Genomic DNA, 12834 nt, shown 5'->3' with positions numbered 1-12834 from the left:
ACAATTACGCCAGTCCCCTATCGTATCGAAAAGGCAAGCCATACCCGTCGCGGAATTGATCCACGTCATGAATTCTGCCACTGTTAAGCTGGCCGATTCAGGCTGGGTTAAGGGCTAATGGCCCGTCCCTTTCGATAGATCGACATTACCGAAATCGCTGTGGATAGGGCAAGGCCACCTCTAACGGATTTTTAAGGAATCTGGTTAGTGAACAACGGTTCGGGCTCCGTGCTGGAAGCGCATATTTTGACAAAGCCATTGGGATTCAAACCCTTTTGCCGCGAATATGAAAATGGCTGTGCGGTTTGAAATTTTCTGAAATAATTCGCTTGACACCAACTTGCTGCCTGTCGCCCACAGGCGATGTGAACAAGCTGTGGATCACTTCCAGCAAGCCACTGAAAAATATCAGCAATTTGTGACAGCCAAATTTATTGGCGTGGGCCGTTTCGGCGGATTGGAATATCAGTGGGAGTGTATGTGCCGGCAAAGCATTCCGGACTCTGGAATGCGGCTCCGCATGCTTTGCGGCCGTTCTTTTTAAGTGCTTGCCGGCAAACGAAAAAACCCGGCGCGATTGGCCGGGTTTGAAAGAACGACAGTTCAGGAACGGTCAATCAGGCCGACAGCACCTTGAGGCGGTGAGCCAGACGCGACACCTTGCGCGATGCCGTATTCTTATGGATCACGCCCTTGGTCGCGGCGCGCATCAATTCCGGCTCTGCGGTCTTGAAGGCTTCCAGCGCGGCTGCCTTGTCGCCGGCAGCCAGTGCCTCTTCGACCTGGCGGACATATGTACGCACGCGCGAGCGGCGGTTCTTGTTGATCGCTGCGCGGCGGGCGATCTTGCGCGTTGCCTTTTTGGCCGAGGAGGTATTGGCCATGATGCCTCTCTTCTGATCTGGTGGGCGCATGCGGGATGCCGCAGGGCGCAAAAAACAATCGGGCAGCCAACGGCCGCCTCGGTTGGAGCGGCTTATAGTTCAGCTTTTCCGGCGCGTCAACGCCGCTTTGGCTTCTTTTTGGTCCTCGCCGCCGCCACTCTAGCGATTGGTGAAATTCGGCTTCCGCTTCTCGGCAAAGGCTGCCATCCCTTCCTTCTGGTCGTCGAGCGCAAACAGCGAGTGGAACAGCCGGCGTTCGAAGCGCAGTCCCTCCGCCAGCGTCGTCTCGTAGGCGCGGTTGACTGCCTCCTTGGCCATCATCACCGATGGCAGTGAAAACTCTGATATCCTGGCCGCGGCCTTCATCGCCTCCTCGATCAACTCGCCGGCCGGCACGACGCGCGACGCCAGGCCGCTGCGCTCAGCTTCGGCGGCATCCATCATCCGACCGGTCAGGCACATGTCCATGGCCTTCGACTTGCCGACAAAGCGGGTCAGCCGTTGCGACCCGCCCATGCCGGGAATGACGCCGAGCGTGATTTCGGGCTGGCCGAATTTCGCCGTGTCGGCGGCAATGATGAAATCGCACATCATCGCCAGTTCGCAGCCGCCGCCCAGTGCATAGCCGGCGACCGCCGCGATCATCGGCTTGCGGGTGCGGGTAAACTCTTCCCAGCCGACGAAGAAATCCTGCACATAGGCCTCGGCGTAGGTGACGGCCTGCATTTCCTTGATGTCGGCGCCCGCCGCAAAAGCCTTCTCGGAACCGGTGATGACCATGGCGCCGATGCCGGGATCGGCGTCGAACCCCTTTGCCGCCGTCAGCAAATCCTCCAGCACCTGCGCGTTCAGCGCGTTGAGCGCCTTGGGCCGGTTCAGCGTGATCAGGCCGACCTTGCCGCGCGTCTCGACGATGATGGTTTCATAGCTCATGGGCTGGCCTCCTGGTTGCGGCACTGAAGGACCGTGCAGCTTACCGCTGGCAGGTCCGGCAATAAAAGGTCGAGCGGCCGCTTTGCACGATGCGCGCGATGTGGCCGCGACAGCCGGGCGTCGGACAGGGCTCGCCTTCGCGATCGTAGACTGCGAAGGAATGCTGGAAATAGCCCAACGATCCGTCTGTGTGCACATAGTCGCGCAGCGAAGACCCGCCGGCGGCGATCGCATCGGCGATCACCGAACGGATTGCCTCGGCCAGTCGTTCGCTTTGTTCCTTGGCCTTCTTGCCGGTCCCGGCGATGGTGCCTGCCTCGCGCAATGGCGAAAGGCCAGCGCGCCACAGCGCTTCCGACACATAGATATTGCCGAGCCCGGCAATCAGCTTCTGGTCGAGCAGCGCCGCCTTCAACGGCGATCTGCGGCCCTTCAGCAGAGAGGCGAGCAGGGCGCCTTCCAGCGCATTGCCGGTCGGCTCGACGCCCAGTCCCGCCAGCATCGGATGCGCCTCGGCCAGGCCTTCCGCAAACAGCATGAAGCCGAAGCGACGCGGGTCGTTGAAGACCACGCGAGACTGGACGCCGACAGGCGACACGACATGGAACACCACATGGTCGTGCTTGGCATTCTTCGAGCGCTCTTGATGGAACGTGCCGGGCGTCTCTTTGTCATCAGCGATCTCAATGCGGAACGAGCCCGACATGCCGAGATGGCAGATCAGCACCGGGCCATCGTCCAGGTGTATGGTGAGATATTTGGCGCGGCGGCCAAGCGCGATGACCGTCTTGCCGGTCAGCCGCTGCGCAAATTTCGCCGGAAACGGAAATCTGAGATCGGGCCGGCGCGCCTCGACGCGTACGATCCGCGCGCTTTCCAGAACCGGCTGCAGGCCGCGCCGGACGGTTTCGACCTCGGGCAGTTCAGGCATGGCCGCCTATCGCCGCATGGAAGGAAGCGCCGTGGCGGCCGCGCGCCAGCTTGAGGTGTTCGGCGACCGTCTCGCCGATATCGGCGAAGGTGGTCCTGAGCCCGATGTCGCCGCCCGTGAGACCCGGTGCGATGCCGATGACCGGGATGCGTTCGCGCGTGTGGTCGGTGCCACGCCATGTCGGATCGTTGCCATGGTCGGCGGTGAGGATGAGCAGATCGCCCGGCTTCAGCTTTGCCAGTGCCTCGGGCAGCCGGCGGTCGAAGGCTTCGAGCGCCGCAGCATAGCCGGCGACGTCGCGGCGATGGCCGAACTCGGTGTCGAAGTCGACGAAATTGGCGAACACCAGGTCGCCGTCGCCGGCATCGTCCATCGCGCCCAGCGCCTTGTCGAACATTGCCATGTTGCCGGGCGCCTTGCGTACTTCCGAGATACCGCGGTGGGCGAAGATGTCGCCGATCTTGCCGACCGCGATCACCCGGCTGCCGCGCCCGGTCAAGCGGTCGAGCAGCGTCGGCTCAGGCGGCGGCACGGCGTAGTCATGGCGGTTGTAGGTGCGCTCGAACGTGGCTGATGTTTCGCCCAGGAAAGGCCGTGCGATCACCCGTCCGATCTTCAGCGGGTCGACCAGCCGGCGTACCGTCTTGCAGAACTCGTAGAGCCGCTCCAGGCCGAAATGAACTTCGTGCGCTGCTATCTGCAGGACGGAATCGACCGAGGTGTAGCAGATCGGCTGGCCGGTGCGGATATGCTCCTCGCCGAAGCGCTCGATGATCTCGGTGCCGGGTGCATGGCAGTTGCCGAGAATGCCCGGGACCTTGCCCTCGCGGATCATCGCTTCGGTCAGTTCGGCAGGGAAGGCGGGCACCTTATCGGGGAAATAGCCCCAGTCGAACCGCACGGGCAGCCCGGCGATTTCCCAGTGACCCGACGGCGTATCCTTGCCGCTCGAAATCTCCTGCGCGGCGCCGTGGAAGGCGGAGGCTGAAACGGCGGCTTTGCTGTCGAATTGGAAGCCGGTTGCGGTTTCTGCTGCGCGGCCGAGACCGAGCGAAACCATGGTGGGCACCTTCAGCGGTCCCTCGCGCAGGCCCTCGCGATCGGCGCGGGCTTCCGCGCAGGCCAGCGCGATATGTCCGAATGTGTTCGAGCCGGCGTCGCCATAGCGTTCGGCATCGGCGGCGCCGCCAATGCCGAAAGAATCGAGAACGAAGAGGAAAGCGCGTGCCATCGATGCCGTCATTGCCAGTCTGGTTGACCAGACATAAGGTCCCGTCGCGGCATTGGCAAATCGTAAACCAGGCGGCAACGGCCTGGCGCGATAGTCGCGAAGTCGGGCAGGCGTGGTGTACGCATCCTTGAGACATGCGATGCGCTTCAAGGAACGGCGTGCGGGGCATGGATCGATGAGACGGGCTGACCTCGGTTGGAGTGCACTGGCGACCACCGTAGCGCTGCTGGCCTCGCAGTTCGCCGCGCACGCCGACTGGCGCGACCAGATCGGCACGTTTCGGATCGGCATCGTTGCCGAGCCGGGCGCCGGCAACACGGTTCCGGGTCTGGCCTTGCTGACTGACGCCTACGGCAAGGCGCTCGGCATGAAGGTGGAATTCGTCGTCGCGCATGACTATGCGGCGCTGATCGAGGCACAGGCCAATGGCCGGATTCAGTACGCGGTCTATTCGGCGACCGCCTACGCCACCGCCTCGGAGCGCTGCGGCTGCGTCGAACCTCTTGTGGCGCCGGTCGATGCCGACGGTGCCACGGGGATCCGCTCCGTGCTTTTGACGCGCGACGGCAGGCTTTCCGGTCTCGCGGCCCTGGAAACGCACCGCATCGCCATGGCGCCTTCCGACAATGTCGGCGGTTCGCTTCTACCGCTCGCCGGGCTGGCGGCCGACGGCATCAAGATCAGCCAGGATGCGCCATTCCTCGCTCATGCCGGCTCGGCTGCCGCCGCAGAAACGATGCTGGTCGATGGCCAGGCCGATGCCGTGTTCGGCTGGGAGCGGGCCACGGCGGAAAACTGGACGGCGATTGCTGGCGATCAGCCGGCTGATCCGGACGGCACGACGGCGCGACTGGAGGCGGCGGGCATTCCAGAAGCCGCGCTCCAGATCATCTGGACCTCCGGCGTGCTCAGATACGGCCCTCACGCCGTCCGCAGCGATCTCGACCCCGAAGCCAAACGCCGACTGACGGTCTTCCTCACCAATCTCAGATCGCAGTCGCCGGAAATCTACGATTTCGTGGAATCGAAACATTCGGGAGGGTTCACGCTCGCCGCTGCGAGTGACTATGCGATGGCCGCTTCCATCGTGCGCCTGGTGTCGGGCAGCACGGACAGCAGCGCGCAATGACCCGGGTTGAATGGGTAGAACTGCTTCAGCAATTGCTGCAGGGGATCGAGGTGGCCCGGCGCGGCCTGAGATAGTAGGTTTCGCTCATCGTTATTTTGCCTTCGTTGAAGGCCGAGATAAATCCGAGCGGCTTTTCGGCGCTTTCCGACCAGGAGATGATCGGTTCATATTTGAGAGTGGTTTTGACACGAATAAGGAAAGTCCCCGCAACGTTGAGCGTCGCCGGAACAGTTGTGGAGCTTGTCGGGTTGGAGTCGCGGCTCGTGACCCCATTCAGCACGCGCCAGGACCACGCCACCTTCGCCTTCGGTGTCGGGTTGCCCGGATCGGCTTCGATGTCGATTGCTGTGATGAAGATATCGGCGACTGAGCGGTTATAAGGCTGAAGGCTGGAGTTTCCGATCTTCATAATGTCGGTGAGATCTGCATTGACCACCGACGTTTGCTGCGTGACGAGGTCGGCAACCATGGAGCTGATGCGGCTGACCTTCTTGCTGGCCTCGATGGCTTGCGAGGCCTCCATGGTAACGAAATACATGATCAGCAGGACGGGCACGATGAGGGCAAACTCGACCGCCGCTATGCCCCGACGATCGGCACAAAACCGCGCCGCTCTCTTCCAGATAACCGATATCGCCGGATGTGCCCCCGCACGAAACATGCCCTTTTCCTTTGCTACTCGCGCCTCAGTTGTCGAATGGCTCGTTTTGCCACGTTGCCGTTGCGTAATGCAGCGTCTTGCCGCCATCCATATTCGACATGTATTGAGCCATGAAATCGGTCATGACCGGCCAAGGGTAGAAAACCCGCAGCATGTTCTTTGATTCTGCCGGACCTATTGTGGGGGTCCCGAAAGCCGGGTCCTTGCCTGTATCCGGATCCTTGCCCGTCAGCGTGATGGTCGAGCCGGAAATCTTGAAACCCGCACTGGCTGCCCCGGCAAAGGTCTTGAACGGGCGCAGATCAACCAGCAAACCGGGGCAACCCTTGGCGACAATGATCTCGAGTCTGGCGCAGACCAAGCCCTTCAGCTTCTCTTCCGTCACATCCGCTTGCCTCAACTGGCCAGTACGCAACTGACGGGCGATATCATCGGTGATGTTGGCCATCACCTCCTGTCCGGCAAATGAAACGCAGCTCTCGAGGATGGCGAAGACGAGAGCCGCAAACGGTAGCGCAAGCATCGCGAATTCTATCGCCGTGCTGCCGCGCCGATCACGAAGGAAACGACGGGCAAACGTCACGCGCCCTGCCTTGGCCTTGCAGATCTCGCGTTCTGAATCCTCGTCCAAAACGTCGCCCATATCCCGTTCCTGCGATCCTGATGCGGTACCGTCAGCACCACTATCAAGAACCCATTTAGCTCCGGTTTGAATGACCGTTAAATTCGACCAGGCGACATTAACCGGCCGCTAACCGACGCGGCTTTCCCGAGACAATCGAGCCAACTGAGGCGCTTACTGCCCAGCGCTCATCTCGGCCTCGGACGACTTTTCCGAGTCGCTCTTGTACGAGCTTTCGCAATATGGCGTGCAGGACATGGTCTGGACCGAGGCGCGCCTGTAGATACGCACCGACGACGCGTCCTGGCGCACTACGGTCACCTGCTCGTCGACGATCGGGCTGCCATCGTGGTCGAGGACAACCAGATTGGTCACGCCGAACCCCTTGCCCGTCAGCACGATCGTTGATGCATCCTGGACGGAGGCGTCGGCGATCGCCGGATTGCCGACGACGATGGTGTCGGCGGGGCGTGTCAGTTTGACGATCTTGGCCTGGTTCATCGTCACTTCGATGCCGGCTCCGGCCTTGGCCGGCAGCACGAAAGCCGGGACGGCGAGAAGCGCGACAAGCAGGAATGACGATTTCATGGCGGTCATCAAGGCGCTCCACAGCGGCAAAACTTGTTCACGGAACATGAAGGAGATTGGTGAACCAACGGTTAAACCCTTGACCGGCGCCGGGTATTCGCTCCAATCTTGCTGCCAGCTGATATAACAATGCGTCCTGCCGATAGCCGTGAAATTACAGCTTTTCACGGGCAGGCGAGCTACTGTCCAGCGTTTAGTTTACGGTTAACCACGCAAGCTGTTCGAAGCGGGAAAGGAATCGGTAAGGCTGTTTATTAAGCCGATTGAAAGAGCTTCTCCGTAGATTGGCAGCATCCGATCAACCACCACAGAAGTTGACGGAAGTGCTGTAACACGTGGAGTAGGAGCTCTCGAATGTCTAATCTCATCGCACGTTTCGCGAAGGACGAATCCGGCGCGACCGCTATCGAATACGGTCTGATCGCCGCTCTCATCGCGCTTGCCATCATTTTTGGCGCTGGTCAGCTCGGCAACGCCCTGAACAACAAGTTCATCGCCATCGCCGGTAAGGTGAGTGGTTCGTAATACCCTGGTTGCCTTAGAGATAGGGGCCGCCTGACTGGCGGCCCTTATTTCATCGCGTCGGGCGGTTTTGAGTAACCCAGTCTCATCGATCGTTAATCATATATGTCTAGGCTGAGGCTGGACACAGTTGGCAACAGGGTGTCGCGCCCATGCTCGAAGCGTTGATCTTCGTCATCTTTCCTTTTTGCATGCTCTTCGCCGCGATCTCCGACATGCTGTCGATGACGATCGCCAACCGCGTACCGGTGCTGCTGCTGGCGGTGTTTGCGCTGGTTGCGCCGCTGACGGCCATGGACTGGGCAACCTATGGCTGGCATTTCGCCGCCGGCGGCCTGGTGCTGGCCGTGACGTTCGGTCTGTTTGCACTCGGCGGCATGGGTGGCGGCGACGCCAAGCTGCTCGCCGGCACCGCCGTCTGGATGGGGTTCAACATTCACCTTGTCGAGTATCTCGTGATATCGACGTTCATCGGCGGACTGCTGACGCTCGCCATCCTTCTCTACCGGAAATCGCCGCTGGCGATTTACACCAGCCACAATCTATTCCTGCGCCATTTCGCCGACGACACGACTGGCGTTCCCTACGGCATTGCACTCGGCATTGGCGGGCTGCTGACCTATCCGGATTCACCCCTGATGGTTTGGGCACTGGCAAAGCTGGCGAACTGAAACAGCAAGCAACCTTTGCCGCTCCGACATCGGTCTGAAAAGATGCCGCTGGTCGCCCTTTCTGTCGTCGGAGCACGGGTCCGTCCAATTTATGTAAACCTTAAATTAATCACGATCGTAAGCATTGCATTAACCTTGTTTTGACGATTGCCGCTGCAAAGTCCGGCCTGGCTAGTTGGTTGCCTAAAGGCGAGGGTTCGGACAGATGCCAGCATCCCGACTGATTATTCTGGGCGTGGCGGTGGCTGCGGCGGGTGGTGCAGGTTATGTCGCCAAGAATATGGTGGCGGTCCCGCCCCAGCAGGTCGTCGCCGATGCCCCGCAGGCGCCGGCCATTGCCTTGCAGGATGTGCTCGTGCTTTCCGGCGACGTGCCGATGGGCAGCCCACTTGAGAACAATCTCAGCTGGGAGTCCTGGCCGTCCGATGGCATCAATGCGAATTTCATCACCCGTGCCGCCGAACCCGAAGCGCGGGAGAAACTGAAGGGCTCCGTCGCCCGCATGGCGATGTACACCGGTGAGCCGCTGCGGCGCTCCAAGCTGATCGGCGAGGGGCAAAGCTTCATGTCTTCGATCCTGCCCACCGGCATGCGTGCCGTCGCCACCGCGATCTCGGCTGACACGTCGGCAGGCGGGTTCATCCTGCCCAACGATTTTGTCGACGTCATCATGACCCGCAGATCCGACACCGGCAACGGCGGCAGCGGATTCACCACCGAGACCATCCTCAAGAACATCCGCGTCCTGGCGATCGATCAGACCATCCAGGAGGACGAGGAAGGCAAGAAGACCAGGGTCGGACAGACGGCGACGCTGGAGCTGACGCCGCAGCAGGCCGAGATAATAACCGTCGCCCAGCAGATGGCCGATCGCCTGACGCTGGCGCTGCGCTCGATCACCGACAACAAGGAAAAGGGTACCGATGAAGCCGACTACCTCGTTTCCGGCAGTGGGCGGCGCGGAACGGTGCGGTTGATCAAATCGGGCGAAGTTTCCGAAGTAGGGGCAAGGAAATGAGGTTAGTCGCTAAACTGCCGGTCACCATGGCTGCAGCCGTCGGCCTGCTTTTCCTCGGAGCCCATGCAAGTGGCCTCGGCGACGCCAAGGCCGCCGGAAAGAGCGTCGGGGTCACGGCCTCGACCGCCACGCAACGTGTCAAGCTCGGCCTCAACAAATCGGTCGTCATCGATCTGCCGAGCGACGCCTACGACATCCTTGTCGCCAATCCCGCGGTCGCCGATGCGGTGACCCGCACCGCAAGGCGCATCTATCTGTTCGGCAAGTCGGTGGGCGAAACCAACATCTTCGTCTTCGGTCCCAATGGCGAGCAGATTGCCAGCCTGGATCTGGCCGTCGAACGCGACGTCGCCGGATTGGAAGACTACCTCAAGCGCTTCCTTCCGAATGCCGAGATCAAGGTCGAATTGCTGAACGACAACGTCGTCCTGACCGGGACGGTGGATACGCCGCTCGATGCCAAGCGCGCCGTCGATCTGGCAACCATCTTCGTGTCCGGAGGTGAAGCGACGACGGGCCAGTATTCGCAGACCGCGGCCGGCGGCAATGCCAATGGGGGCGTCGACATCAACAACCCGGATGCCGAACGCCGGGTCTCGAAGATCGTCAACCTGCTACAGATCATCGGCGACGACCAGGTGACGCTGAAGGTGACCGTGGCCGAAGTCAGCCGCTCGGTGATGAAGCAGCTCGGCGTCAACATGGTTGGCAGCGGCAGCATGGACGGCATCGCTTACGGTGCGCTGAGTTCGCCCAACTACGGTTTGGGAAAGCCGCTTTCGCAGAATTCAGGCTTTAACTTGGGCGGCAGTGGCCTCAAAGCCTACATCAATGCCATGGAGCAAAGCGGCGTCATGAAGACGCTTGCAGAACCGACCCTCACCGCGGTTTCGGGCGAGAAGGCAACGTTCAGGGTCGGCGGCGAATTCAATCTCATCACGGCACGTACGAACAACGTTTCGACCGACAACCAGACCGGCCAGGTCACCTACACCAACGAAAAGCTGGAATACGGCATAGGTCTCGAGTTCCAGCCCGTTGTGCTGTCGGCGGGCCGGATCAGCCTCAAGGTCAGAACATCGGTTTCGGAGCCGACCTCGGAAGGTGCTACCACCCTGGAAGGCGGCGGCAGCTTGCCCGGCCTGACGCTTCTGTCGATCCGCAAGAGACTTGCCGACACCACCGTCGAATTGCCGTCGGGCGGTTCGATGATGATTGCCGGCCTCGTTCGCGACGACGTCCGCCAGGCTGTATCGGGCTTGCCCGGCCTGACCAAGATCCCGGTGCTCGGCACGCTATTCCGCAGCCGCGATTTCGTCCGCAATGAAACTGAACTGGTCATCATCATCACGCCTTATCTGGCTCGGCCGGTGGCGCGCAACGACCTGGCTAAGCCGGACGACAATTTCAATGCCGCCGGCGATGGTCCGGCCATGTTCCTTGGCCGCGTCAACCGCGTCTACGGCACCATGCAGACCGACAAGCCCAACGGCCGCTACCACGGCGTTGTCGGCTTCATCTACAAGTAAGCGGGGAAGCGGACATGTCTCAGTCAGCATCAAAGGTACTGGCGATTGCCGCAACGGCATGGTCTGGCCGTGGCCGGATCCGCCGATCGGCAATGCCGATCCTGGCGGTCGCGATCGCCGCCTCGCTTGCCGGTTGCGCTAAGCGCGACAGCATCACGGTTGGGGCGATTCCCGATGATTATCGCACCACGCATCCGATCGTAATTGCTGAGAAGAACCAGAAGCTCGACCTCCCGGTCGGCGCCGACGATCGCGGCATGACCGGCTCGCAGCGCGACACGCTTCTGGGCTTCCTAGACGGTTACGACAAGAGCGCTGCCCCGGCGCTGACGATCGCAACCCCGATCGGCTCGGCTAATGAGGTCGCGGCGACTGCCGCGGCGCGCGATTTCGCAAGGCTGGCGGTTGCCAGCGGCATCAAGCTAAACCGGATCGTGGTGACCTCCTACCAGTCGGTTTCCCCGGAAGCGTCGGCGCCTATCCGCGTTTCCTATATTTCGGTGAGAGCCCAGACCGACAAATGCGGGCGCTGGCCCGAAGACATCCTCGAAACCTCCGAAAACAAGCACTACGCCGATTACGGCTGCTCGTCTCAAAACAACCTCGCCGCGCAACTCGCCAATCCGACCGATCTGCTCGGGCCAAGAAAGTCGTCCGACATCGACGCCGAGAACCGCGGCGCGGTGATCGACGTCTACCGCGGCAGAGGTATTTCGGACGAGTTCCTCGGCAATTCGGAAGTGACGTACTAGGAGCGCCGGTCCCGCGTAGAGACCGGAAGAGAAGTCACGGAAAAGAGCATGACAATGAGCAATCTTGCCTACGATACGCCCGTAGACGGCGGCGACAGCTCGCAATTGGATATTGCCGCGATGCAGGCGCTGCGGCCGGTTCCGCGTATTTCCATCCAGGCATTTTGCGAGACGGAAGGTGTCGCGCATCCGGTAGAGCGGGCCGGCGAGGATCGCCGCATGGCCAAGGCGCATCTGAAAGTGCATATGGGCGGCATCGCCACGGCGATCGAATTCTACCAATCCGCGCCGACGCCGAACCTCATCCTTCTGGAGTCGCGCAGCGAACCGAAGCAGTTGCTGGAGCAGCTTGCCCAGCTTTCAGAATATTGCGATCCCTCCTCTAAAGTCGTGGTGATCGGCCACTACAACGATGTCGGTCTTTACCGCGAACTCATCCGCTTCGGTATTTCCGAATACGTCATCGCGCCCGTGTCGATGGCCGATATTGTCTCGGTGGTTTCGTCGATCTTCGTCGATCCGGAAGCCGAGCCGATCGGCCGCTCGATCGCCTTCGTCGGCGCCAAGGGTGGCGTCGGCTCCTCGACCATCGCCCACAATGTGGCGTGGGCGATGTCATCGCTGTTCAAATCGGAAGTGGTCGTCGCCGATCTCGACCTGGCTTTCGGGACGGCCAACATAAACTTCGACCAGGACCCTGCGCAAGGCATCGCCGAGGCCGTGTTTTCGCCCGAACGCGTCGACGAGGTTTATCTCGACCGTCTGCTTGCCCAGTGCGCCGAACATCTGTCGCTGCTCGCCGCGCCCTCCACCCTCGAACGTGTCTATGATTTCGATCCCGATGCCTTCACGCAACTCATCGATACCGCCCAGCGCAGCGTGCCGCTGCTGGTGCTCGACGTCCCCCATATCTGGACGGGCTGGACCAAGAACACACTGATCAAGGCCGACGAGATCGTCATCACTGCGACGCCGGAATTGGCCAATCTGCGCAACACCAAGAATCTGGTCGATATGCTGACGCGGCTTCGCCCGAACGATCCGCCGCCGAAACTGATCATCAATCAGGCCGGCGTGCCGAAACGGCCCGAGATTTCCGCGTCCGACTTCGCCGAGCCGCTCAGCCTCACGCCGATGTCGGTCATCGCCTTCGACCCGTTGTTGTTTGGAAATGCCGCGAACAACGGCCGCATGCTGGGCGAGATGGATCCCAAGAGCCCGGTCGTCGGCATGATCAACGAAATCGCGCACGTGCTGACCGGTCGCAGCGAAATCAAGGCCAGGAAGAAGGCAGGCCTTGGCGGCCTCCTCGGCAAGCTCTCGCGTAACAAGAAATGACGCTTCTCAAGCGAAATTGGTAGTC

General features: G+C 61.1%; 14 protein-coding genes. 7 read left to right on the top strand and 7 right to left on the bottom strand.

Annotation, left to right across the window (positions count from 1 at the left end; all coding sequences use genetic code 11):
- Positions 1-617: 617 nt before the first annotated feature.
- The 4 genes from rpsT to NKI61_RS00545 all read right to left on the bottom strand — a co-directional run bounded on the left by rpsT (position 618) and on the right by NKI61_RS00545 (position 3979).
- Positions 618-884 (bottom strand): 30S ribosomal protein S20, encoded by a 267-nt coding sequence (gene rpsT / locus NKI61_RS00560; RefSeq protein ID WP_023681995.1) that lies wholly within the window; start codon positions 882-884, stop codon positions 618-620.
- Positions 885-1043: 159 nt separating this feature from the next.
- Positions 1044-1817 (bottom strand): enoyl-CoA hydratase, encoded by a 774-nt coding sequence (locus NKI61_RS00555; protein WP_352537300.1) that lies wholly within the window; start codon positions 1815-1817, stop codon positions 1044-1046.
- Positions 1818-1857: 40 nt separating this feature from the next.
- Positions 1858-2748, bottom strand: a complete 891-nt coding sequence (mutM, locus tag NKI61_RS00550; RefSeq protein WP_023831948.1) for a bifunctional DNA-formamidopyrimidine glycosylase/DNA-(apurinic or apyrimidinic site) lyase — start codon at positions 2746-2748, stop codon at positions 1858-1860.
- Positions 2741-3979: a phosphopentomutase gene (locus tag NKI61_RS00545; RefSeq protein WP_352459187.1), complete on the bottom strand. Its 1239-nt coding sequence runs from the start codon at positions 3977-3979 to the stop codon at positions 2741-2743. Before NKI61_RS00545 ends, mutM begins: the two co-directional genes overlap by 8 nt.
- Positions 3980-4154: 175 nt before the next feature.
- On the opposite strand from NKI61_RS00545, the gene NKI61_RS00540 reads away from it, so the two are divergent.
- Positions 4155-5108, top strand: a complete 954-nt coding sequence (locus NKI61_RS00540) for a PhnD/SsuA/transferrin family substrate-binding protein (RefSeq protein WP_352537301.1) — start codon at positions 4155-4157, stop codon at positions 5106-5108.
- 25 nt (positions 5109-5133) lie between these two features.
- On the opposite strand, the gene NKI61_RS00535 is transcribed toward NKI61_RS00540, so the two are convergent.
- The 3 genes from NKI61_RS00535 to NKI61_RS00525 form a co-directional block, all read right to left on the bottom strand.
- Positions 5134-5769 carry a TadE/TadG family type IV pilus assembly protein gene (locus NKI61_RS00535; protein ID WP_352838653.1) on the bottom strand — a complete coding sequence of 212 codons (636 nt, stop codon included), beginning with the start codon at positions 5767-5769 and terminating at the stop codon, positions 5134-5136.
- Between the two features lie 25 nt (positions 5770-5794).
- On the bottom strand, positions 5795-6412 hold the full coding sequence (locus tag NKI61_RS00530) for a TadE/TadG family type IV pilus assembly protein (RefSeq protein WP_352838652.1): 618 nt from the start codon (positions 6410-6412) through the stop codon (positions 5795-5797).
- 153 nt (positions 6413-6565) lie between these two features.
- Entirely contained in the window at positions 6566-6988 is a 423-nt protein-coding gene (locus NKI61_RS00525) for a pilus assembly protein N-terminal domain-containing protein (RefSeq protein WP_023681988.1), read from the bottom strand.
- A 345-nt stretch (positions 6989-7333) separates the two neighbouring features.
- Between NKI61_RS00525 and NKI61_RS00520 the strand changes: the two genes are divergently transcribed.
- The 6 genes from NKI61_RS00520 (at position 7334) to NKI61_RS00495 (ending at position 12809) form a co-directional block, all read left to right on the top strand.
- On the top strand, positions 7334-7504 hold the full coding sequence (locus tag NKI61_RS00520) for a Flp family type IVb pilin (RefSeq protein WP_023681987.1): 171 nt from the start codon (positions 7334-7336) through the stop codon (positions 7502-7504).
- 149 nt (positions 7505-7653) lie between these two features.
- Positions 7654-8172 carry an A24 family peptidase gene (locus NKI61_RS00515; protein WP_023703464.1) on the top strand — a complete coding sequence of 173 codons (519 nt, stop codon included), beginning with the start codon at positions 7654-7656 and terminating at the stop codon, positions 8170-8172.
- 205 nt (positions 8173-8377) lie between these two features.
- Positions 8378-9190 (top strand): Flp pilus assembly protein CpaB, encoded by an 813-nt coding sequence (gene cpaB / locus NKI61_RS00510; protein ID WP_023681985.1) that lies wholly within the window; start codon positions 8378-8380, stop codon positions 9188-9190.
- Positions 9187-10719 carry a type II and III secretion system protein family protein gene (locus NKI61_RS00505; RefSeq protein ID WP_023681984.1) on the top strand — a complete coding sequence of 511 codons (1533 nt, stop codon included), beginning with the start codon at positions 9187-9189 and terminating at the stop codon, positions 10717-10719. Before cpaB ends, NKI61_RS00505 begins: the two co-directional genes overlap by 4 nt.
- Before the next feature lie 14 nt (positions 10720-10733).
- Entirely contained in the window at positions 10734-11471 is a 738-nt protein-coding gene (locus tag NKI61_RS00500) for a CpaD family pilus assembly protein (protein WP_023703463.1), read from the top strand.
- 54 nt (positions 11472-11525) lie between these two features.
- On the top strand, positions 11526-12809 hold the full coding sequence (locus NKI61_RS00495) for a CpaE/TadZ family protein (protein WP_023681982.1): 1284 nt from the start codon (positions 11526-11528) through the stop codon (positions 12807-12809).
- Positions 12810-12834: the final 25 nt, after the last annotated feature.

The organism is Mesorhizobium sp. M0514 (assembly GCF_040321145.1).
GTDB lineage: Bacteria > Pseudomonadota > Alphaproteobacteria > Rhizobiales > Rhizobiaceae > Mesorhizobium.
Note: the sequence above shows the minus strand (reverse complement) of the source record. Positions and strands in the feature narration are given on the sequence as shown.

What these genes read in the sequence shown, in the direction of transcription:
- rpsT (WP_023681995.1), bottom strand. Translation starts at nt 884, where the DNA reads ATGGCCAATACCTCCTCGGCCAAAAAGGCAACGCGCAAGATCGCCCGC.
- NKI61_RS00555 (WP_352537300.1), bottom strand. Translation starts at nt 1,817, where the DNA reads ATGAGCTATGAAACCATCATCGTCGAGACGCGCGGCAAGGTCGGCCTG.
- mutM (WP_023831948.1), bottom strand. Translation starts at nt 2,748, where the DNA reads ATGCCTGAACTGCCCGAGGTCGAAACCGTCCGGCGCGGCCTGCAGCCG.
- NKI61_RS00545 (WP_352459187.1), bottom strand. Translation starts at nt 3,979, where the DNA reads ATGGCACGCGCTTTCCTCTTCGTTCTCGATTCTTTCGGCATTGGCGGC.
- NKI61_RS00540 (WP_352537301.1), top strand. Translation starts at nt 4,155, where the DNA reads ATGAGACGGGCTGACCTCGGTTGGAGTGCACTGGCGACCACCGTAGCG.
- NKI61_RS00535 (WP_352838653.1), bottom strand. Translation starts at nt 5,769, where the DNA reads ATGTTTCGTGCGGGGGCACATCCGGCGATATCGGTTATCTGGAAGAGA.
- NKI61_RS00530 (WP_352838652.1), bottom strand. Translation starts at nt 6,412, where the DNA reads ATGGGCGACGTTTTGGACGAGGATTCAGAACGCGAGATCTGCAAGGCC.
- NKI61_RS00525 (WP_023681988.1), bottom strand. Translation starts at nt 6,988, where the DNA reads ATGACCGCCATGAAATCGTCATTCCTGCTTGTCGCGCTTCTCGCCGTC.
- NKI61_RS00520 (WP_023681987.1), top strand. Translation starts at nt 7,334, where the DNA reads ATGTCTAATCTCATCGCACGTTTCGCGAAGGACGAATCCGGCGCGACC.
- NKI61_RS00515 (WP_023703464.1), top strand. Translation starts at nt 7,654, where the DNA reads ATGCTCGAAGCGTTGATCTTCGTCATCTTTCCTTTTTGCATGCTCTTC.
- cpaB (WP_023681985.1), top strand. Translation starts at nt 8,378, where the DNA reads ATGCCAGCATCCCGACTGATTATTCTGGGCGTGGCGGTGGCTGCGGCG.
- NKI61_RS00505 (WP_023681984.1), top strand. Translation starts at nt 9,187, where the DNA reads ATGAGGTTAGTCGCTAAACTGCCGGTCACCATGGCTGCAGCCGTCGGC.
- NKI61_RS00500 (WP_023703463.1), top strand. Translation starts at nt 10,734, where the DNA reads ATGTCTCAGTCAGCATCAAAGGTACTGGCGATTGCCGCAACGGCATGG.
- NKI61_RS00495 (WP_023681982.1), top strand. Translation starts at nt 11,526, where the DNA reads ATGAGCAATCTTGCCTACGATACGCCCGTAGACGGCGGCGACAGCTCG.